Genomic DNA, 21,563 nt, shown 5'->3' with positions numbered 1-21,563 from the left:
GTAATAGCAGCGATTGCAACTCTGGTTTGAGTTGTTAGTGTAGAATGATATTTTACGCTGTTACTTTTCATTTTGGTTTTTCAAAAGTACAGTTTTTTATAAAAGTTAAAAATCTTTCGGGCCTTTTTATGAATATTTTAAAAATTCAAATCTTACCAAATTAATATTGAGCTTTTGTCAGAATTGAGTCTGTTAAATTATTGGATTCGTATAATTATACGGGTTTATATTTGGGATAGATGGCGTTAATAGGTTGATTTTTAATCCAGAATAATGCCGAAAAACGTCATTAGTCTATAAAACTACTAGGAATTGATTGCTTTTAGGATTTTCTTGTTAAAATTTGGAAGAGCCTTTTTGTTACGAAAAAAACAATCCTGATTTTGTATGATTACTATTGTGAAAAGAACAAAATCGGGGAATTTGTGAGAATCAAATTTTAATTATTAGGAATAAATGTTGCTTTTTAATATTGATTTGCTGAATTTTGAAGTCTTAAATTTAAAACAACATGAGAGAAATCCATTATATAAGTACGGAGACCTTAAGTTTAGAAGCTTTACAGGAAATTATTGTCAACCAGAAAACGCTTGAATTATCTGAAGAAGCGAAAGTAAACGTTCAGAAATGCCGTGATTATCTGGATAAAAAAATGGCTTCACATTCAGAACCTATCTACGGAATCAATACTGGTTTTGGGTCACTTTGTAATGTGAAAATTTCAAATGAAAACTTATCTAAACTTCAGGAAAATCTTGTAAAATCGCATGCTTGCGGAACTGGTGAAGAAGTTCCTGCTGAAATTGTGAAGATGATGCTGTTGCTTAAAATCCAGTCTTTGAGCTACGGACATTCCGGAATTCAATTGCAGACAGTAGAGCGTTTGGTAGATTTCTATAATAATGATATTCTTCCTGTAATATATACTCAGGGTTCATTGGGGGCTTCAGGAGATTTGGCACCTTTGGCACATCTATCTTTACCTTTATTAGGTGAAGGCGAGGTTTTGTTTGAAGGAAAAAAAACAGCTTCTGCTGAAGTTTTAAAACATTTTGGTTGGGAACCAATCATTTTACAATCAAAAGAAGGTTTGGCTTTGCTAAATGGAACTCAGTTTATGAGCGCTTATGGAGCACACATCTTATTAAAAGCCTATAAATATTCGTATTTGGCAGATTTAATCGGAACGATTTCATTAGAAGGTTTTGATGGGAGAATTGAACCTTTTAACGAGTTGATTCATTTTATCCGCCCTCACAAAGGACAGATTGTAACAGCACAACGCATTACTGAATTTTTAGACGGAAGCGAGATCATTGCTCAGGAGAAAAAACATGTACAAGATCCGTATTCTTTCCGTTGTATGCCACAAGTTCATGGTGCTTCAAAAGATGCCATTGATTATGTTAGAAAAGTATTTAAAACCGAAATCAATTCGGTTACAGACAATCCAAATATATTTATCGAAGCCGATATGATTATTTCGGGAGGAAATTTCCACGGACAGCCTTTGGCGTTAGCGTTGGATTTCATGGCAATTGCTTTGGCTGAGTTAGGAAGTATTTCCGAAAGAAGAACGTATCAGTTGATTTCGGGATTACGCAATCTTCCTGCATTTCTGGTAGATAATCCGGGATTGAATTCAGGATTTATGATTCCGCAATACACTGCAGCAAGTATCGCAAGTCAGAACAAACAATTGGCAACTCCATCAAGTATTGATAGTATTGTTTCAAGTAACGGACAGGAAGATCACGTGAGTATGGGAGCTAACGGAGCTACAAAAGCACTACGTGTTATGGACAATCTGGAACGTATTTTGGCGATCGAATTGATGAACGCTTCACAGGCGATTGCTTACAGAGCACCTTTAAAATCAAGCGATTTCATCGAAATGTTCTTGAACAGCTACAGAGAAGTAGTGCCTTTGGTTAAAGAAGACAGAATCCTGCATTACGATATTGAAAAAACAGTTGAATTCCTTGACAGTTTTCAAATTGAAAACGATTTGTTAACAATGGCTTAACATGACAAAATAATATTGAAGTAATTTTGCACTATCAAAAATATAAAAATGTCAATAAACAGTATTTTCCAATTTTTAGTGCCGAAAGACAAGAAATTCTTTCCACTTTTTGAAGAAGCTTCAAGCAATCTAATTGAGTTAGCTTCTAATTTACACGAAGCTGTAAACCTTCCATTAAAAGAAAGAGAAGTTCTTTTTCAAAAAATTGATGAGTTAGAGCAAAAAGGAGAAGACATTACACGTCAAACCAATCTTGAATTGAGTAGAAATTTTATTACTCCATTTGACAGAGAGGATATTCATACATTGATTACTTCAATTGATAACGTTGCAGATTACCTGCACGGAGCAGCAAGCAGAATGAGATTGTATCAGGTGGATAAGATTACGAAGTCGATCAGAAAAATGACTGAAATCAATCTTGAAGCTTGTCAGAACATTGATAGTGCGGTAAAAGAATTGAGAAATTTACAGAATTTCAAAGTCATAAAAGATGCTTGTGCCAGAATTAATAAACTGGAAAACAAGTCCGATAACGTTTATAACAAAGCAGTTTTTGAAATTTTTGAAAACGAAACAGACGCTAAAAATATTATTAAATACAAAGAAGTGTTATCTGTTTTAGAATCAGCAACAGATAAATGTAAGAGTGTTGCGAACATACTGGAATCTATTTCTGTAAAACATTCTTAAATTCAATTTATTTCATTCTGAAGTTATAATTTATGACGCTACTTATAATTATTATAGTATTAGCCTTAATTTTTGATTACATCAATGGTTTTCATGATGCGGCAAATGCTATTGCAACAGTTGTTGCGACAAAGGTACTGACGCCTTTTCAGGCGGTTCTTTGGGCAGCATTTTTTAACTTTCTGGCCTATTGGGTTTTTGGATTTGGTGTTGCGGATACTGTTGCTAAAACAGCAGATACAATGCAAATTGACCTGGTGGTTATTTTAGCTGGTGTTATTGCAGCTATTTGCTGGAATTTATTGACCTGGTGGTTGGGAATTCCTTCGAGTTCATCACATACTTTGATCGGTGGTTTTGCGGGAGCGGCGATTGCGCATGCGATTGCTGTGCACGGTTTTTCGGGTTATGTTGATGCGGAAGGAGTTACACATCATTGGTATGATATCGTGAGTTGGTATAAGGCAGGAAAAGATGGTGGAATGCCCTCCGGAGTTCTTATTATTATTGCTTTTATTGTTTTAGCACCTTTATTAGGAGCTTTAGCTTCCTACTTAATTTCGATTTGGTTGTTGAATGCTTCTCGTAAAAGTATTGGGCCAAAGATATTTACAGTAGCTTTAATGATTGCAACTATTTGGTTCGTTTACACGCAAATGATTCCTTATGAGGAAATTATAAAAGATGGACATAAACCTCGTTTTGCTTCTTCTGTTTTTTGGAGTGTTGCTTTTGAACCACACAATATTAAATGGTTTTTGGTTGCATTTATTGTGTTGACAGTGAGTTGTTTTTGTTTGATATTTAGTAGTTTGAATCTACATCAGGCAGATGCGGCTTTAAAGAAAATGCAATTATTATCTTCAGCGGCTTTTAGTTTAGGTCACGGAGGAAATGATTCACAAAAAGTAATGGGTATTATTGCAGCAGCTGTTGTTGTTTATATCAATACAAATCCTGGCGTTCATATGGATTCTTGGCTAGATGTAGCTCTTCCTTCTGAGGATGGTGCTTTTAAAATGCCAAGCTGGATTCCGTTAGCGTGTTATTCTGCTATTGCTGCGGGAACTTTAAGTGGTGGATGGAAAATTGTGAAAACAATGGGGTCTAAAATCACAAAAGTAACTTCGTTTGAAGGAGTTGCAGCTGAAACTGCAGGAGCTTTAACGCTTTATTTTACAGAGCACTTAAAAATTCCGGTAAGTACAACACATACCATTACAGGTTCTATTATTGGAGTTGGATTGACAAAACGTGTTTCTGCTGTTCGTTGGGGAGTTACCGTAAGCTTAATCTGGGCCTGGATACTAACTATTCCTATTTCGGCTTTATTGGCTGGTTTGGTTTACTTTGTATTGAGTGTGTTTATTTAGTAAAATGATTATTGTAAAATGTGAGAGGTAAATCACATTTTGTCGAAATATTTTAAAGCCGATTTCAATTTGAAATCGGCTTTTTTGTTTGTTATGTATGACCGTTTTGAATTATAATGTATTTATATTTACTTAAAAATAAAGAAATACAGATTGAAAACAGAGTTATTGAATCAGATAGAAAGAATAAAAAAGAAGCTGATCATCGCGAAAAATGAAGACAAAGCTTTAAAGGTTTTTGGAGCGTCAAGTCATAAATATGAGATTGGAAAAACGGTTAGTGAAGATCAGATAATTCGTTTTGAAACCGAGTATAATTTGGAGCTTCCGGAGGGTTATAAAGCCTTTTTATTGCATATTGGTAATGGCGGAAAATCCGATCAGGATGCTGCTGCTGGTCCAAGTTATGGGATTTTCCCTTTTGGTGAAAATCTAGAGGAATTTATTTATAGTAACGCTGAAAATTGTTTTAAACAGGATTGTAGAATTTATCCAAAAATGAGTGATGAATTCTGGAAGGAATTGACGAAAAACATTGACGAGAATGACGATATTTCTCATAAAGATTTCGATGCGGAACTCGGTAAAATGTTTGCCGGAATATTGCCAATTGCGAGTCAGGGTTGTTCTTATTATTACGGACTTGTTTTAAATGGGGAATTTAAAGGACGAGTGGTTAATATTGATATCGACAGGCAGAAACCCTTTTTTACTTTTGAATCTAATTTTTTAGATTGGTATGAAAGATGGCTTGACGTGATTATCCCTGAAAATATAATGGTAAATGACCCTGATTTGTTCCGATATACATTAGGTGGATTTTCAGGCTATATTTTAGAGGTGTATTTTTCTACGGAGGATGATGAAACCAAAGTGGAATGTCTTAATGGGATTTTGAAAAAAGAGGCGCTAAATGCTGAAACTCTTAATGTCTTAGAAGAGCAGTATAAAATATGTTCTGGAGAGATTCAGAAAACAATGCTTCAGGTACTCACGAAGTTTGATTATGGACGCGCAAAACCATATTTGGTTGATTTTTCTAAACAGAGCCTGCTGACTGTGTTTCAGTTTGTGTTTTGGTATGCAAAAGGCAAAAGTAGGGACTGGTTAGAGGTTATAAAAGCGAATGCTGATGCGATTGAAGATGATGAAACCTTTAGATTTTGTATTTATTTGTTAAAAGAAACTAAGTTGGATTATGGTGGTATTATCATTCCGTTTACGTCCAATAAGAGTGAAGAAATAAGAGTTAGTGCTTATTACGGACTTGGGCAAATGAGTGATAAAAAGAAATATATCAGTGTTTTTATAGAGGGGCTTCATGATAATTCTAACCGGGTTATTCATGCAACTTTGCAGGCATTGGATGGAGTAGAGGATAGAAGGCTTTTGAAACACTATAAAATGATTGCTGAAAAATTCCCAAAAGAAAAAGATTATATTTTGGCAAATCTCAATCATAGATTAAAAGCTTATGGTTTGACTAATAAAACTATTAAATCGGTTACTATAGATTTTGAAACCGATAACGAGGGCAAGGAATGGTATCAATTTTGGAAATAATAAAAAGCTAGTTTCAGTAAAGAAACTAGCTTTTTATTTCAGTACGAGTTATTCTTTTGTAAACAAATAATCTTTCCCGCCTTGTTTTAGAGTCATTTCTTTTTTCTCAGCATTAAACTCAAGAACGATTCCTGCAGTATCAAATTTAAAGATATTTACAGCTGTAGCCTCTAAAGGAAAAGAAGGCTGGCCTGTGGCCTGAGCGATTAAAGCATTGTCTTTGTTAGAAATGCTTATTTTTAACGGAATCTGCAAACTACCATAGGTTCCGGAGTAAGAATCCAATGTTGCGGTAGTGATAGCAATGTTGCTAAAGACAGGCATTTTAAAAGGTTTGTTGAAATACGAATTCAGTGCGCATAACATAATATTGTTGTTATCGTAGCCCATTCCGTTTGAAGTTAGAGCTAAAGCTAATTTTTCATTTGGGAAATAGCCTGCAACAGATCTGAAACCGTCAATTCCTCCAGTATGTCCATAACTTTTTCTGTCGTAATATGGAAATTCAAAAAGACCCATTCCGAATTTGTCTTTAATGGTTTTCATTTGGTTTAAATGTTCTATAGAAACTACTTTCCCTGCGAAGAGATTTTCATAGAAAAGATTTAAATCAGTAGGATTAGAAGCTACTGCTCCGGCTCCAAGCGGAATCGATGCGTCGGTTTCACTTTCTTTATTCCATTTTTCTTCAAGTGTATAAGAATAGCATTCATTGTTGTTCAGGCTGATTTTGCTGCCGAGATAAGTGTTTTTTAGATGTAAAGGTTTTGTGATTTTCAGGCTTAAAATTTCTCCATAAGGCTTCTTGTAAATGTCTTCGAGTATAAACGACAATAGTATGTAATTAGAATTGCTGTACTGACCTTTAGTGTCAGGTTCAAAAACGACGACACCGGCAGAAATACGTTCGATCATTTTGGTTCTGGATTGGAATTGAGTATTCCATTTTAAGTAATCGTCATCGTCTGTAAAGTCGTGTATACCACTTCTGTGATTTAATAAATTGCCGATTGTAATTGTTTTGGCATTTTTCACTGTTGGAAAATACTTATCAATAGTTTGATTTAAGTTGATTTTATTCTCTTCTACAGCCTTTAAAATTAAGGATGCGGTAAATGTTTTAGAGATCGAGCCAATTCTGTACTTGGTCTGGATATTGGATTTTTTTGCACTTGCGATGTCATCATAGCCAATAGATTTGGTGTAGATTGTTTTCCCGTTTTCAGATATGGCTATGCTTCCCATGTATTTGCTGTTTTTTTCTAAAAGAGCAAAAAGGCTGTCAAGTTTTTTTGAGTTGAAAGTTTGAGAAAAACCGCTCGTCGTGATGAGGGCAATTAAACAGATGTTGGTGATTTTTTTCATAAGGATGATTTTTGATTGATTGATTTTTTAAGTTTTAATAATAAGGTTATAAGTAAATAGGATAATACGGTTAATACTAGCATAACAGGAATAAACCAATTGCCAAGTGCCTCGTAAGTGTGGTATTTAATTTGGTCTTCAGGATCCATTATTCCTAATGTGAAAACAGAAATAGAGTCTTTGTTGATATGAAGACCAACCTGAGAAGGATTAAGGATTTTCGCAAAAATCAGGAATACGAAACCAAACAGGAAAAGGTATAAAATAGAGAAAAAGATGTACGAAATACCATTGGTAATGTTTAATACCAAAGCTTTGAAAACATGAATAGGATTGAAAGTTTTGGTAGCCTGTTCCAGTTTTTTGTCTGCAATAAGCGGTTTTAGAACCTCTTCGGGAGGACCTAGTTTTTCGATGCTGTCTAAAAGAGCATCAACTTCGTTTGTTCCGTTTCTATGTTGGATGGTTTCAAAAATATGGCTGTTGAATTCCATATAAATGTCGTCCTGATCTATTTTTGGTAGTGAAGCTGTTGCTTTTTTGATACGCTTCATGTAGTTGTTGTAAATTCGTTGCGAAGCTTCCTGCTCGAATTTGATATCTTCTATTCTCATTGAATGATTTTTTTAATTGATTTTTCGAGATTTTCCCAGTAAATATTCATTTGGCTCAAAGTTGCGATGCCGGCTTCGGTTAAGGAATAGTACTTCCTTGGGATTCCGGTTTCCTGCTCAACCCATTTTGAATCTACCAGTTCTTCTGTTTTTAATCGGTTCATTAATGGGTAAAGTGTTCCCTCTGCTATTTCTATTTCGGTATGCTTTCTTATTTGTTCGATAAGTTCATAACCATAGTACTCCTGGTTTTTGAGTACATTAAGGATAATGAAAGTTAAAGTGCCTTTCTTTACCTGAGACTTCCAGTTTGTTACAAATGTTTCGTTCATGTGGCTAATGTATAACAAAATACATAGCATAACAAAGTATATAGCTAAGTTTTTTAACTTAAAATATTAAGTTGTTGATTTTAAGCTACTTGTGCTTATGATTTATTTTTGCAGATTCTTGCGATTGTGTTTTCGCTTGTAGTGTGTTTGCTTGAGATTTTGTTTCTCTTTCGAAATAATACTTATAGTGCCATCGATTTCCAGCATGGCGAGCTTTATATCAGTTAAATGCTCCAGGCCATGTTCGCGTGCCGCTTCTTTTAATTCTTCGTGCGAAATATCAAGTTTGCTTAAAGCTTTGAAATCCAGTTTGCCATCATGAATCAGGATTTCAGGTTTGTCCAGTAGTAAATTGCTGAGACCTTTGTATTTGTGAGTCAGTTTTTTGATGATGTAATTGATGATAAACAAAGCCAAAGCTGCAACTAAACCTCCCCAAAGACTAGTGTCTGGACCTACCATGGCATTTTGAACGGAGTTACTAATCAATAAAATCAGAATAATATCGGCAGTGTTCAATTGCGAAAGCTCTTTTTTACCGAAGATTCTCAAAGCAATAGTCATGAAAAAATAGACGGAGAGACTTCTTAAAATAATATCTAAATAGGGAGATAGCATCATTTTCTTTATTATTTGAATTTAAAAAAAAACTTTGTCAAAGTAAAACCTCAACAAAGTTGCTAAATTAATGATTAGACATTAGGTCTAAATGAATATTTTTACTGAAAAAGAAACAATTATAATTTAAAGTTCTTTTCGATTGCTTTAATCATTTCGCCTGCAACATCTTTGTTGGTAGCGCCTTCGATTCCTTCAAGACCCGGAGAAGAGTTTACTTCAAGTAATAATGGACCTTTTGAAGAGCGAATAATGTCGACACCTGCTACTTTTAAGTCCATGGCTTTTGCGGCTTTTATAGCGATTTTTTTCTCCTCGGCAGTTACTTTTATAACAGATGCAGTTCCGCCTAAGTGAATGTTGGCTCTGAATTCTCCTGGCATAGCTTCACGTTGTATTGCAGCTACCACTTTACCGTCGATAACAAAACAGCGAATGTCTTTTCCGTTGGCTTCTTTAATGAATTCCTGAACAAGTATATTGGCATTTAAGCTCTTAAAAGCATTGATCACACTTTCTGCAGCTTTTTTGGTTTCTGCTAAAACAACACCTTTTCCCTGGGTACCTTCCAGTAGCTTAACGATTAAAGGAGATCCTCCAACCATTTTAATTAGATTGTCAGTGTCTAGCGGAGAATTGGCAAATCCGGTAGTTGGGATATCGATTCCACTGTTTAATAGAAGTTGTAAAGAATAGAGTTTATCGCGGGATTGTGTGATTGCTGTCGCAGAGTTCAGTACAAAAACCTTCAGCGCTTCAAACTGACGCGTTAAAGCACAGCCGTAAAAAGTAATGCTTGGTCGAATTCTTGGGATAATAGCATCAAACTGATTCAGTATTTTTCCACCGCGATAATGAATTTCAGGTGTTTTGGCATCCAGTTTCATATAGCATTCTTTGATGTTCAAAAAATGCATTTCATGTCCGCGCATTTCACCTGCTTCCATGATTCTTTTATTGCTGTATAATTCAGGGTTACTTGCCAAAAGTCCAATTCTCAATCCGGAAGTTGCTTTTTCAGAGTTTTGGTATAATTCTTTTAAGGCTTCAGGACTTGGCTGTCCTAAAAGATATTTTTCTTCGGGATCAACTAATACACGTCCGCTCATGGCTTCACGACCCAGAAGCATTCGGAATCCCATAGAATCCCTGTTGGTTAAGGTCATTTCGATTGGCCATTTTATATCGCCAATTTTTAAATGTGTTTGAATAACGTAGCGATGTTCTCTAAAACCGCTTGAGCTTTTTACAATTCTTTTGTCAACCAATGGAGCTTCACAATGAATAATAGTTTTGATATTATTCTGAATTGGATTAATATCGAATTTTACCCAATTGGCATCATTTTTTATAAAAGGAGCTATGTTTATAGCGTGCATTGCCGAAGTTTTGGCACCGGAATCCACACGAGCCTTGATTGTCGGGATCCCTAGTTCTGGAAATGAGCACCATTCTTCGCTACCTAAAATGACTTTGTTTTGAAGCATACGTTGTTTTTTATTATAGAATTTAATAGCCAAAAATAGCTATTTGCTTTTATTAAAGATAGCAAATTATCCAAAAAAAATACCCGTTATGTTATGAAAACGTAACGGGTATTTTATTTTTGTTATAAAATTAAACTAATTTATTGATTAGTTGGCTCTTCGGCTTTATGAATCTCTACGGAAAGTTCCTGAGAATCATCTTTCAGATCCATTAAGATTTCATCACCTGAATGTATTTTTGAAGTGATGATTTCTTCTGCCAATAAATCTTCAACATATTTCTGAATCGCTCTTTTAAGAGGTCTTGCGCCAAATTGTCTGTCGAAACCTTTTTCTGCAATAAATGCTTTTGCTTTATCGGTAAGACTTAAGGTGTATCCTAATTCTGAAACTCGGCTGTACAATTTCTTAAGTTCAATTTCGATAATCAAGTCAATATCGGCTTTTTCTAAGGCATTGAATACGATTACATCATCAATTCTGTTTAAGAACTCAGGAGCAAAGGTTTTTTTCAAGGCATTTTCGATTATGCTTTTTGAGTTCTCATCGGCCTGAGCCACTTTTGCAGCAGTTCCGAATCCTACACCTTGTCCAAAGTCTTTTAACTGACGTGCTCCAACGTTAGAGGTCATGATAATAATCGTGTTTTTAAAGTCGATTTTGCGACCTAAACTATCTGTTAAGTATCCGTCATCTAAAACCTGAAGCATCATATTAAATACATCCGGATGCGCTTTTTCGATCTCGTCTAAAAGTACAACACAATAAGGTTTTCTGCGAACTTTTTCAGTCAACTGACCACCTTCTTCGTATCCTACATATCCCGGAGGCGCTCCAACTAAACGGGAGATGGCAAATTTCTCCATGTATTCACTCATGTCAATACGGATTAACGCATCTTCCGAATCAAATAATTCTTTTGCTAAAACTTTTGCTAATTGTGTTTTACCAACTCCAGTTTGACCTAGGAAAATAAACGAACCGATTGGTTTGTTTGGATCTTTAAGTCCGGCTCTGTTACGCTGAATAGAACGTGCAATTTTTAAAACAGCTTCATTTTGTCCGATTACTTTGTTCTGAATCAATTCAGGTAATTGAGCTAATTTGTTGCTTTCTGTTTGTGCAATACGGTTAACAGGAATTCCGGTCATCATCGAAACAACATCGGCTACGTTATCTTCTGTAACTTCAATTCTGTTGTTTTTAGAGTCTTCTTCCCATTGTTCCTGAGCGACAGCCAGGTCTTTTTCGATACGTTTTTCATCGTCGCGAAGTTTGGCAGCCTCTTCGTATTTTTGTTTCTTAACCACCATGTTTTTCATTTCGCGAACTTCTTCTAACTGACGTTCCAAATCTAAAATTTGTTTAGGGACATCAATGTTAGTAATGTGTACGCGGGATCCTGCTTCGTCAAGAGCATCGATAGCTTTGTCCGGTAAGAAACGCTCAGACATATATCTGTTTGTTAACTTAACGCAGGCTTCAATAGCTTCTTGTGTATAAGTAACATTGTGGTGATCTTCGTATTTGTCTTTTACATTGTTTAAGATAGCGATTGTTTCTTCAACAGAAGTTGGTTCAACAATTACTTTTTGAAAACGTCTTTCAAGGGCGCCATCTTTCTCAATATATTGTCTGTATTCGTCAAGAGTTGTGGCTCCAATACATTGGATTTCACCTCTTGCCAAAGCAGGTTTGAACATGTTGGATGCATCAAGTGAACCTGTTGCGCCACCAGCACCAACGATAGTGTGGATTTCGTCGATGAAAAGAATGATGTCATCATTTTTTTCAAGTTCGTTCATCACAGCTTTCATTCTTTCTTCAAACTGGCCGCGGTATTTTGTTCCGGCTACTAAACTGGCCAAATCAAGTGTAACTACACGTTTATGAAAAAGAATACGGGATACTTTTTTCTGAATGATGCGCAGAGCAAGTCCTTCTGCAATAGCAGATTTACCAACTCCCGGCTCTCCGATAAGAAGAGGGTTGTTCTTTTTTCTACGGCTTAGAATTTGAGAAACACGTTCTATTTCTTTCTCGCGTCCTACAACCGGGTCCAGTTTTCCTTCCTCTGCCATTTCTGTTAAATCTCTCCCAAAATTGTCCAGAACCGGAGTCTTAGATTTTTTGTTTGACTTATTGGCGGGATTGTTAAAACTACTTTCTTTAAGACTGTCATCTTGTCCTGAATCGTCATTATACGATTCGTTTCTTGGCAAGTTTTCTAAGAATTCTTCTTCGTTTGGAGTCATATTTAAATATTGTTCTTTAGCTATGTCATAATCTATTTTTAGTTTATTCAATAGCTTGGTTGTTGGATCGTTTTCGTTGCGTAAGATACATAAAAGCAGATGCGCCGTGCTAATTGACGAGCTTTGAAATACTTTTGCTTCCAGAAAAGTGGTCTTCAGGGCTCTTTCCGCCTGACGCGTGAGATGAAGATTTTTCTTTTCGGCATTTACTTCAACGCTCTGATTGGCTGGACTCAGTATTTCTACCTTCCTGCGTAAATGATCTAAATCGACTGCAAGGTTATTAAGTATATGAATAGCTTTTCCGTTTCCATCTCTTAAAATGCCTAGCATTAGATGTTCAGTACCAATAAAGTCGTGGCCCAAACGCAAGGCTTCCTCTTTACTGTAGGTAATAACATCTTTTACTCTTGGTGAAAAATTATCATCCATAATATATAATTGGTATTGTAAATTTAGTGAATTACTGTTTGAAAAACAAAAACCGTACCCATCAGCATCTCCTGACAGCTAAGTGACAAAAAAAATAACAATAAAAGCGTTAAAATACGCTTAATTTATTAACTAAAACCTAAAATAAAGTTGTTAATAAATCATTGAAATAAGTGTAGGTAAATAGCTGAAAAAATTTCAAAAAAAACGTATCTTGGCACGCTTTGAAACTAATATAATTATTTAATATAACAACTTATGTCTGAAGGAGAAAAGTTAATTCCTATTAACATAGAAGATGAAATGAAATCAGCTTACATTGATTATTCGATGTCAGTAATCGTATCGAGAGCGCTTCCAGATGTTAGAGATGGCTTGAAACCAGTGCATCGAAGAGTTCTTTACGGAATGTATGACTTAGGAGTAACATCAAGATCTGCCCACAAAAAATCTGCAAGAATCGTAGGAGAGGTTCTGGGTAAGTATCACCCGCACGGAGATACCTCTGTATATGATGCGATGGTACGTATGGCTCAGGAATGGAGTATGCGATATTTATTAGTGGATGGTCAGGGTAACTTTGGTTCTGTTGATGGCGATAGCCCGGCAGCAATGCGTTATACTGAGGCCAGAATGCGTAAGATTTCTGAAGATATCATGGCAGATATCGAAAAAGAAACTGTTGACTTTCAGTTGAACTTTGACGATACTTTATATGAGCCAAAAGTAATGCCAACAAGAGTTCCTACTTTATTAGTAAACGGAGCTACAGGTATTGCTGTTGGTATGGCAACAAATATGCCGCCACACAATTTAACTGAAGTAATCAACGGTACATTAGCCTACCTTGATAATAATGATATTGAAGTTGACGAATTAATGACGCATATTAAAGCTCCGGATTTTCCAACCGGTGGTGTAATATACGGTTATGAAGGAGTTCGTGAAGCTTTTAAAACTGGTAGAGGACGTATCGTAATGCGTGCTAAAGTTGGTTTTGAAGAAGTGGATGGAAGAGAATGTATCATTGTTACCGAGATTCCATATCAGGTGAACAAAGCCGAAATGATCAAACGTACGGCTGATTTGGTTAACGATAAAAAAATTGAGGGTATTGCGAATATTCGTGACGAGTCGGATAGAAATGGTATGCGAATCGTTTATATTTTGAAACGTGATGCTACACCAAACGTAGTGTTAAATACCTTATATAAATACACTTCATTACAATCTTCTTTTAGTGTAAACAATATTGCATTGGTAAAAGGCCGCCCACAAATGCTGAATCTGAAAGATATGATTCACTATTTTATTGAGCACCGTCATGATGTAGTAGTAAGAAGAACTCGTTTTGAATTGCGTAAAGCAGAAGAAAGAGCTCATATTTTAGAAGGTTTAATTATTGCTTCAGATAATATTGACGAAGTAATTGCGATCATCAGAGGTTCTAAAAATACCGAAGAAGCCCGTGAGAAATTAATCGAGAGATTCAATTTATCAGACATTCAGGCGCGTGCCATTGTTGAGATGCGTTTGCGTCAGTTGACAGGTCTGGAGCAGGATAAATTAAGAGCTGAGTTTGATGAATTAATGAAGTTAATCGAACATTTGAAAGCCTTATTGGCAGATGTAGATTTAAGAACGAATTTAATTAAGGAAGAACTTGAAGAAATCCGTGAAAAATACGGAGATGAGCGTCGTTCTACTATAGAATATTCAGGTGGAGATGTTAGTATCGAAGATTTGATTGCAGATGAAAATGTAGTAATTACAATTTCGCATGCAGGTTATATCAAACGTACCAACCTGACTGAGTATAAAACTCAAAATAGAGGGGGAGTTGGACAAAAAAGCGCAGGAACAAGAGATCAGGATTTCCTTGAGCATATGTTCGTGGCAACCAACCACCAATATATGATGTTCTTTACGCAAAAAGGAAAATGTTTCTGGATGCGTGTTTATGAAATTCCTGAAGGAAGCAAAACGGCAAAAGGTAGAGCAATTCAGAATTTAGTAAACATCGAAAGTGATGATAAAGTAAAAGCTTTCATTTGTACGCAAGACTTAAAAGATAAAGAGTATATCAACAGTCATAATCTTGTAATGGTAACTAAACAAGGTCAGGTTAAGAAAACATCTTTAGAGAAATATTCTAAACCAAGGGTAAATGGTGTTGCTGCTATTACTATTAAAGAAGGTGATGAATTACTTGAGGCTAAATTAACCAATGGAGAAAGCCAAATCATCCTGGCAGTTAAGTCTGGTAAACTGGTTCGTTTTGAGGAAACTAAAACGCGTCCGATGGGAAGAACAGCTTCGGGGGTTCGTGGAATTACTTTAAAAGACGATACTGATGAAGTAATTGGAATGGTAACCATTGATAAAGATAATGTTAACGATTCGCAAATTTTGGTTGTAACTGAAAATGGATACGGAAAACGTACCAAATTAGTGGACGACGATGGTGAGGATGTTTACAGAATTACAAATCGTGGCGGAAAAGGAGTTAAAACCCTTAACATTACAGAGAAAACAGGAAAACTAATCTCGATCAATGCGGTAACAGATGCTGATGATTTAATGATTATCAACAAGTCTGGATTAACCATTAGAATGGCTATTGAGGATTTACGTGTAATGGGGCGTGCTACTCAGGGAGTTCGATTGATTAACCTAAAAGGTAAAGATTCTATTGCTGCGGTAACAAAAGTAATGAAAGATGATGTTGCTGAAGTTGTTGTAGACGAAGATGGTAATGTTATTGAATCAGCTATTGAGAGAGTGAAACCGGATTTAGAGGTTCTTGAAGATGACGGTGTTGTCGAAGATGATGACGATGATGATTCTGAAGAAGAATTAGAGGATGAAGATGATTCTGAAGAAGAAGAATCGGAAGAATAGTAGAAAATAAACCACTTATAATTAAATACACAAATTGAATATTATGAAAAGTAAATATGTAATACTTGCGTCAGCATTATTGATTTCAGTAGCTACTTTTGCTCAGAAGGATCAGATTAAGAGTGCTGAAAAAGCATTAAAAAGCGGAGATGCTCAGGGAGCACTTACGATCTTAAAAGATGCTGAAAATATGGTAATAAATGCCAAAGATGTTGAACAAGCACAATACTATTTTGTAAAAGGTAATGCTTATTTAGATTTGGCAAACAAAAAAGTAGAAGAAGGAAAAAATCTTTCTCTTGCTGCTGAGACTTATAAAAAACTAATTGATGTTGAAAAAGCATCTGGAAAAGTTAAATATTCTACTCAGGCTGCAACTTCTATTATTGAAATAAAAGGAAAGTTGATTAATGCTGCAATTGCTGATTCTCAGGCAACCAAACATGCTGATGGAGCAAAAAAATTGTATGATGCTTATTTGTTAGACAAAAAAGATACAATCAATTTATATTATGCGGCTTCTACGGCAGTAAATGCTCAGGATTTTGATCTTGCTTTACCGATGTATGAAGAGTTAAAAAAATTAAATTATTCAGGAAAAGGAACTAGTTTCACGGCTGTAAATAAAATTTCGGGTAGTGAAGATGGTTTTAACAATGCTAAAGATAGAGACTTAGCAGTAAAATTAGGGACTCACGAAAAACCAAAAACAGAAGCTATTCCTTCTAAAAGAGGTGAAATCTACAAAAATCTTGCTTTAATCCTGGTTCAAAAAGGACGTAGTGAAGATGCTAAGCAAGCTATTGCAGATGCTAGAAAAGCAAATCCGGAAGATTCTTCTTTGATTTTGACAGAAGCGAATTTGTATTTGGAATCTAAAGATTACGAAACATACAAAAAACTAGTAGGTGAGGCTTTGCAAAAAGATCCAAACAATGCTGATTTAGTTTTCAACTTAGGTGTAATCAGTGCTAATGCAAAAAACAATGCAGATGCTGAGAAATATTACCTAAAAGCTATTGAAATCAATCCAAACTATGCTAATGCTTACCTAAACCTTGCGGCGTTAAAATTAGAAGCTGAAAAACCAATCATTGATGAAATGAATAAATTGGGAACTACTGCTAAGGATATGAAACGTTACGATGTGTTGAAAGCTCAAAGAGAAAGTGTTTTCAAAGGAGTTATTCCTTATCTTAAAAAAGCGAATGAGTTAGATCCTAAAAACGAGGATGTTTCTAAGACTTTATTAGGAGTTTACAAAGCGTTAGAAATGACTGCTGAAGCAAAAGCATTGAAAGCGACAATGTAATTAACGAGAGTTAATACTCAATAATTTAAAATTCCAAATTCCAATGATGTCTATTATTGGAATTTGGAATTTTTTTATTGGTATGTATAAAAGCTCAATACCTAAAACAAACAAATTCCAAATTCCAGTGATACCCAGGATTATTGGAATAGGGAGTTTTCTTAAGCGATTAGTATAACGGACAATGTGATGGTAGTATTTAAAAGTTTGGAAATTGGACAAATCTCTTTTGCTTTTGCTGCTGTTTTTTCAAATTCCTCTTTAGAAATAACTGGCACTTTTCCTTTTAAATCCAAATGAATCAAAGTGATGGAGCCATCTTCAAACGTTACTGTGGCCTCTGTGCTTAAATCATCTGCTGTATAACCACCTTCGTTTAGTAAAAAACTTAATTGCATCGTAAAACAGCCGGAATGAGCTGCAGCGATAAGTTCTTCAGGATTTGTTCCGACACCGTCAGCAAATCTTGTTTTAAATGATAATTGTGCGTTATTTAAAGTAGTGCTCTGTGTGCTGATCGTTCCTTTTCCTTCCATACCAGTTCCTTTCCAGTTGGCATTTGCTTTTCTTGTAAATTTCATTGTCTTGTGATTTGAATTAATAATTAGTTTGTATCCTATTGATTGTCAGTGGATAATGTGATTATCAAATATAATCAATATTTTACAGAATTGTTTTATGAAGTTTAATGAGAATGTTAAGTTTAAGGTTTTAGTTGAAATGGGTGAAAGTTTTGCCGTAAAGTCTGTGAAGATTGGAGCTGTTTGTTTGTTTGTTTGTTTGTTTGTTTGGAAAGCGGAAAATTTACAAAGTTTTACCTGGATTTAGATTTGCGAACTTTGGCTGCCATGAGGTTAGACATTGTAGTTGTAATTGTTAAGTCCCTACGGGACAGATTTGTCGAGGGAGGAGTTGTGTAGTTACCTATATGTAATCTCTACGAGATTTTTTATGCTTCTATTTTAGTAAAGTAAACTAAATTAAAGTAAACTAAATTAAAGTAAAGTAAAGTAAAGTAAAGTAAAGTAAAGTGTTTGGTGATTATGGTGCTTTCAGGCAAATGTGCTCCTTTAGGAGCTTAATATTGGTAAAAAAGAGCCAGCCTTAATGTGGAGTGTCCCATGGGGACTACATATTGGTTTCGTTTATGTAATTTGTGTTAAGTTGCTTTTACAGATAAGGTTAAAAGCTTTGGGGCGGATTTGTAAGGCAAAAAAAAGCTGTAGTGAAAATCTGCATTGCACCTTTTGTGTTTAATTGTAATGTTAAGTTTAGTGTTTTGACTTGGAATGGTTTTACCTTAAAGAACGTAAGGTTTTGTTTTGCATTGCAGTTAGAAAAAAAAACACAAAATTCGCAAAGCTTTGTATTTATTTAGCTTTGCGAACTTTGCGCAAACCATTACACACTTTGTGGTATAATGTGAACAGGATAAAAAAAACTGCAATGAATATTCATTGCAGTTCTGATATTTAAATTATTCCTGACCTAAATTTCGCAATTGTTTAAGTTTTTCTTTCCAAACTTCAAGGCTTTCTTTATGAATAGCAATGTTTTTGCGGACTTCGAGAACAATTGAATTTTCTTTCTTTGCATTTTTTGTATTGGTAAAGAATTGAATGTTATTCTCTAATTGGAAAATTTCATTTTGAACTTCTTCAATTTTACGCATTAAGAAAATCTTTTCGTTGTCTAATTTACGAGTATCGTTACTGTCAGATAAAGAATCAATTCGGTTTGAGAAGCGCATCATTTCAGTTTCTTTTTTACTTAAACTTAGTTTTTCAAAAAGAGCATCTAAAATTTTATTGAATTTCCCTTCAATATGACGTCTTGCAAAAGGAACTTTTCCGTATCCTTTCCAGATTTCGATATGCGCTTTAATCGCATCCAGATCCGTTTTGTGATCACCGGTTAGCTGGTAAGCTCTCAAGATGTCTAAATATGCTTTCTTATTATCAAAAGCAGCTACTTCATCAACATTTTCTTCTGATTTGTGCTCTTTTAATTTATCAAAATAGTGGTTACAGGCATCTTTAAATTCTTTCCAGATTTTGTCAGAATACTTTTTAGGAACGTGTCCAATTTGTTTCCACTCTTCCTGAATTTGTTTCATGATAGGAGTAGTGGCAGTAAAGTCAGTACTTTCTTGTAGTTCTTTGGCTTTTGCTACAAGTGCCATCTTTTTGTTTAAATTGTCGTTTTGATCTTTTTTAATGTCTTTGTAAAAAGAATTTTTAAAAGAATTAAAGTTTCTAACGGCAGTTTTAAAAGCGGCCCAGGTTTCTTCATTTACTTCTGAAGGTACTTTTCCGGCAGCGAAAAACTCATTTCTAAGGGCTTCTACTTTTTGAATTTGTACCAGCCACTGTGAGTGAGAATTTACTTTCTCGGTTCCTAAAACCTCAATTTTTGAGATGATGTCTTTTTTAACTTCAAGATTGTTTTGTTCGTTTGCTCTTTGGCTTTCAAATAAAACTTCTCTCTTATCGTGAATTTTTTTGGTCAGTTCGCTGAATCTGTTCCAGATCGTATCGCGGTGTTCTTTAGAAACCGGTCCGATATCTTCTTTCCAGATTCTGTGTAAGTCCTGTAATTCGCGGAATGATTTGCTAATGTCGGTTTCGTTAACTAGTTCCTCAACACGTGCAATTATTTTTTGTTTTTGTTCCAAATTGTGTTTGAAATCCAAATCTCTTGCTTCACGGTCTAAATGCAGGTAATCATAAAAGTTTTCTACATGAAAATGGTAGTTATTCCAGACGTGGTTGTATTTGTCTTTCGGAATTGCACCGGCATTCTTCCATCTTTCTCTTAAATCATTAAAATGCTTAAGGGTGTCTTTGATGTTTTCCTGCGGGTTGATAAGCTCTTTTAGTTCTTCAACGATGGCAAGTCTGTTTTCTAAATTCGATTTCAGGTTGGTTTGTAAATGTTTAAAATGAGCATTTCTTTTCTCTCTAAAAACATTATAGTACTCGTCAAATTTAGATTTTAAAGGAGAGTGGTATTCGAATTCTTCATTCGGATCTTGTTTAGAAGCATTGAATTCTTCTTTTTTCTCTTCTATAAGGTGGTTGTATTGTAATAAAAACGACTTCTTGATTTCTTCGATATGATCTTTTACCGACATTACTTTGTCTGTATTAATCAGTTTTTTCAATTCATCAACAAGTGCATCCAAAGAAAAGGTGTCATAATCCTGCATAGGAATCTCGTGACGCTCTTTAAGCGTCTCATCTTCACTTTCTTCGGCATTCGAATTTGTTATGGCATCTAATGCAGTTTGATGATTGACTTCTATAGCTTCGGCAGTGTTTTCTGATTCAATTTCAGGGTCTGAAATTGTATTTTCAGTTACTGCATCGGCATCAGCCGTTTCAATTGCACTATTTTGAGTAGAATCGTTAGTATCGATTTCTAATTTTCCGTCTGCTTCCTGCAGGTTATCATTCTTTTCTTCTAACATTTTAAATGTATAAGGTTTTTATTTTAAACAGAGCGAAAGATAGTAAAGGTGTTTCTAACTACAAAATAAATCGTTTGTTTATACGTTATTTTACGATGAAATTCTTACTAATTGGTTTAATTTAAAGATATCATGCGGGTTTTTTTGTTGATTTTTTGAAGTTAATTTAAATTATAAATTGCCGGAATTTTTAGATAATGAAAAAGAAAATGATGATAGTAAGGCGTCATAAGTCGTTTTATCTCGATTTGGAATTAGGAAACCGGGAAGGTATAGCTGTTTTATAGTATTTGGTATAAAAACAACAAACCCGACAGGTTTTTGAAAACTGTCGGGTTAAGATGTTTGAAGTAATGTTCTGTCTTAAACTTTTATTTGTTCCAGATTTTCCATGCTTTTTCTGCCTGAAAAATAAGCATATCGTAGCCGTTTTTTATGATGGCACCCTTTTCCTTAGCTCTTTTTAAAAACTCGGTTTCTGCCGGATTATATATTAAGTCGTAAGCAATATGTTTGTCTGTAAAAAACTCATACGGAATATCAGGGCAAGCTTCGATATTAGGACTTGTTCCTACTGGTGTACAGTTAATGATAATCTGAAAATTATCAAAAGTAGTCGCATTGATTAAGTTGTAATCGATCATGTTTTCTTTGGCCTCTCTGGAAACAAAAGTATAGAGTATGCCTAACTCATCCAGAGCGAAAGCGACACCTTTTGAGGCTCCGCCTGTTCCCAGAATCAAGGCTTTTTTATGATGTGGTTCCAGTAAAGGTTCTAATGATTTTTTGAAGCCGTAATAATCTGTGTTGTATCCTTTTAATTTCCCGCTTTTAGTAAATTTAATAGTGTTTACAGCACCAATTAAGGCTGCTTTTTTGGATAGCTTATCTAAGAATGGAATGACTTGTTCTTTGTAAGGAATTGTAACATTTAAACCTTTTAAATCAGGATTGTTTTTTACTAACTCGGTGAAATAATTAATTTCAGAGATATCGAAATTTTCGTAGCTGTTGCCGGCAAAAACTTCATCGCTAAATTTTTCTGTAAAATATCCTTTTGAAAAAGAGTAGCTAATATTACGGCCTAGCAAGCCAAAACGTCTTCTTAAAATATCAATCATTA

At 35.0% G+C, this 21,563-nt stretch carries 15 protein-coding genes; 6 read left to right on the top strand and 9 right to left on the bottom strand.

Going from position 1 to position 21,563, the window contains the following annotated elements; genetic code table 11:
• Nucleotides 1–511: 511 nt before the first annotated feature.
• The 4 genes from hutH (at nucleotide 512) to FLA105534_RS13595 (ending at nucleotide 5,655) form a co-directional block, all read left to right on the top strand.
• Nucleotides 512–2,026, top strand: coding sequence for a histidine ammonia-lyase (gene hutH / locus FLA105534_RS13610; protein ID WP_173966669.1), 1,515 nt, complete (start codon nucleotides 512–514; stop codon nucleotides 2,024–2,026).
• 48 nt (nucleotides 2,027–2,074) lie between these two features.
• Nucleotides 2,075–2,719: a DUF47 domain-containing protein gene (locus FLA105534_RS13605; protein WP_173966668.1), complete on the top strand. Its 645-nt coding sequence runs from the start codon at nucleotides 2,075–2,077 to the stop codon at nucleotides 2,717–2,719.
• A 32-nt stretch (nucleotides 2,720–2,751) separates the two neighbouring features.
• Nucleotides 2,752–4,092 (top strand): inorganic phosphate transporter, encoded by a 1,341-nt coding sequence (locus tag FLA105534_RS13600; protein ID WP_173966667.1) that lies wholly within the window; start codon nucleotides 2,752–2,754, stop codon nucleotides 4,090–4,092.
• A 153-nt stretch (nucleotides 4,093–4,245) separates the two neighbouring features.
• Nucleotides 4,246–5,655 carry an SMI1/KNR4 family protein gene (locus FLA105534_RS13595; protein ID WP_173966666.1) on the top strand — a complete coding sequence of 470 codons (1,410 nt, stop codon included), beginning with the start codon at nucleotides 4,246–4,248 and terminating at the stop codon, nucleotides 5,653–5,655.
• Nucleotides 5,656–5,703: 48 nt separating this feature from the next.
• Here the strand turns inward: FLA105534_RS13595 and FLA105534_RS13590 are convergent, their stop codons facing one another.
• The 6 genes from FLA105534_RS13590 to FLA105534_RS13565 all read right to left on the bottom strand — a co-directional run bounded on the left by FLA105534_RS13590 (nucleotide 5,704) and on the right by FLA105534_RS13565 (nucleotide 12,758).
• Entirely contained in the window at nucleotides 5,704–7,020 is a 1,317-nt protein-coding gene (locus FLA105534_RS13590) for a serine hydrolase domain-containing protein (protein ID WP_173966665.1), read from the bottom strand.
• Complete coding sequence (locus FLA105534_RS13585; RefSeq protein ID WP_173966664.1) at nucleotides 7,017–7,634, bottom strand: HAAS domain-containing protein; 618 nt, start codon at nucleotides 7,632–7,634, stop codon at nucleotides 7,017–7,019. Before FLA105534_RS13585 ends, FLA105534_RS13590 begins: the two co-directional genes overlap by 4 nt.
• Nucleotides 7,631–7,966: a PadR family transcriptional regulator gene (locus tag FLA105534_RS13580; RefSeq protein WP_173966663.1), complete on the bottom strand. Its 336-nt coding sequence runs from the start codon at nucleotides 7,964–7,966 to the stop codon at nucleotides 7,631–7,633. The genes FLA105534_RS13585 and FLA105534_RS13580 overlap by 4 nt, the downstream gene beginning before the upstream one ends.
• Before the next feature lie 102 nt (nucleotides 7,967–8,068).
• A complete protein-coding gene (locus tag FLA105534_RS13575) occupies nucleotides 8,069–8,584 on the bottom strand; it encodes a DUF421 domain-containing protein (protein WP_173966679.1) in 516 nt (171 codons plus the stop codon).
• A gap of 119 nt (nucleotides 8,585–8,703) precedes the next feature.
• Nucleotides 8,704–10,071 carry a 30S ribosomal protein S6--L-glutamate ligase gene (gene rimK, locus FLA105534_RS13570; protein ID WP_173966662.1) on the bottom strand — a complete coding sequence of 456 codons (1,368 nt, stop codon included), beginning with the start codon at nucleotides 10,069–10,071 and terminating at the stop codon, nucleotides 8,704–8,706.
• 140 nt (nucleotides 10,072–10,211) lie between these two features.
• Entirely contained in the window at nucleotides 10,212–12,758 is a 2,547-nt protein-coding gene (locus tag FLA105534_RS13565; protein WP_173966661.1) for an ATP-dependent Clp protease ATP-binding subunit, read from the bottom strand.
• A 258-nt stretch (nucleotides 12,759–13,016) separates the two neighbouring features.
• Between FLA105534_RS13565 and gyrA the strand changes: the two genes are divergently transcribed.
• Together gyrA and FLA105534_RS13555 are read left to right on the top strand one after the other, a co-directional pair.
• Nucleotides 13,017–15,659 (top strand): DNA gyrase subunit A, encoded by a 2,643-nt coding sequence (gyrA, locus tag FLA105534_RS13560; protein WP_173966660.1) that lies wholly within the window; start codon nucleotides 13,017–13,019, stop codon nucleotides 15,657–15,659.
• A gap of 43 nt (nucleotides 15,660–15,702) precedes the next feature.
• Nucleotides 15,703–16,971 carry a tetratricopeptide repeat protein gene (locus FLA105534_RS13555; protein WP_173966659.1) on the top strand — a complete coding sequence of 423 codons (1,269 nt, stop codon included), beginning with the start codon at nucleotides 15,703–15,705 and terminating at the stop codon, nucleotides 16,969–16,971.
• 161 nt (nucleotides 16,972–17,132) lie between these two features.
• Here FLA105534_RS13555 and FLA105534_RS13550 read toward each other — a convergent pair whose 3' ends face one another.
• From FLA105534_RS13550 to FLA105534_RS13540, 3 genes are all read right to left on the bottom strand, one after another.
• Entirely contained in the window at nucleotides 17,133–17,552 is a 420-nt protein-coding gene (locus FLA105534_RS13550) for an OsmC family protein (RefSeq protein ID WP_173966658.1), read from the bottom strand.
• An 896-nt stretch (nucleotides 17,553–18,448) separates the two neighbouring features.
• Nucleotides 18,449–20,440 (bottom strand): DUF349 domain-containing protein, encoded by a 1,992-nt coding sequence (locus FLA105534_RS13545; RefSeq protein WP_173966657.1) that lies wholly within the window; start codon nucleotides 20,438–20,440, stop codon nucleotides 18,449–18,451.
• A gap of 371 nt (nucleotides 20,441–20,811) precedes the next feature.
• Nucleotides 20,812–21,561 carry a shikimate dehydrogenase family protein gene (locus tag FLA105534_RS13540; RefSeq protein ID WP_173966656.1) on the bottom strand — a complete coding sequence of 250 codons (750 nt, stop codon included), beginning with the start codon at nucleotides 21,559–21,561 and terminating at the stop codon, nucleotides 20,812–20,814.
• Nucleotides 21,562–21,563: the final 2 nt, after the last annotated feature.

Source organism: Flavobacterium collinsii, assembly GCF_902804485.1.
GTDB lineage: Bacteria > Bacteroidota > Bacteroidia > Flavobacteriales > Flavobacteriaceae > Flavobacterium > Flavobacterium collinsii.
Note: the sequence above shows the minus strand (reverse complement) of the source record. Positions and strands in the feature narration are given on the sequence as shown.

What these genes read in the sequence shown, in the direction of transcription:
- FLA105534_RS13540 (WP_173966656.1), bottom strand. Translation starts at nt 21,561, where the DNA reads ATGATTGATATTTTAAGAAGACGTTTTGGCTTGCTAGGCCGTAATATT.
- FLA105534_RS13585 (WP_173966664.1), bottom strand. Translation starts at nt 7,634, where the DNA reads ATGAGAATAGAAGATATCAAATTCGAGCAGGAAGCTTCGCAACGAATT.
- FLA105534_RS13545 (WP_173966657.1), bottom strand. Translation starts at nt 20,440, where the DNA reads ATGTTAGAAGAAAAGAATGATAACCTGCAGGAAGCAGACGGAAAATTA.
- gyrA (WP_173966660.1), top strand. Translation starts at nt 13,017, where the DNA reads ATGTCTGAAGGAGAAAAGTTAATTCCTATTAACATAGAAGATGAAATG.
- FLA105534_RS13600 (WP_173966667.1), top strand. Translation starts at nt 2,752, where the DNA reads ATGACGCTACTTATAATTATTATAGTATTAGCCTTAATTTTTGATTAC.
- FLA105534_RS13590 (WP_173966665.1), bottom strand. Translation starts at nt 7,020, where the DNA reads ATGAAAAAAATCACCAACATCTGTTTAATTGCCCTCATCACGACGAGC.
- FLA105534_RS13565 (WP_173966661.1), bottom strand. Translation starts at nt 12,758, where the DNA reads ATGGATGATAATTTTTCACCAAGAGTAAAAGATGTTATTACCTACAGT.
- FLA105534_RS13580 (WP_173966663.1), bottom strand. Translation starts at nt 7,966, where the DNA reads ATGAACGAAACATTTGTAACAAACTGGAAGTCTCAGGTAAAGAAAGGC.
- FLA105534_RS13575 (WP_173966679.1), bottom strand. Translation starts at nt 8,584, where the DNA reads ATGCTATCTCCCTATTTAGATATTATTTTAAGAAGTCTCTCCGTCTAT.
- hutH (WP_173966669.1), top strand. Translation starts at nt 512, where the DNA reads ATGAGAGAAATCCATTATATAAGTACGGAGACCTTAAGTTTAGAAGCT.
- rimK (WP_173966662.1), bottom strand. Translation starts at nt 10,071, where the DNA reads ATGCTTCAAAACAAAGTCATTTTAGGTAGCGAAGAATGGTGCTCATTT.
- FLA105534_RS13605 (WP_173966668.1), top strand. Translation starts at nt 2,075, where the DNA reads ATGTCAATAAACAGTATTTTCCAATTTTTAGTGCCGAAAGACAAGAAA.
- FLA105534_RS13550 (WP_173966658.1), bottom strand. Translation starts at nt 17,552, where the DNA reads ATGAAATTTACAAGAAAAGCAAATGCCAACTGGAAAGGAACTGGTATG.
- FLA105534_RS13555 (WP_173966659.1), top strand. Translation starts at nt 15,703, where the DNA reads ATGAAAAGTAAATATGTAATACTTGCGTCAGCATTATTGATTTCAGTA.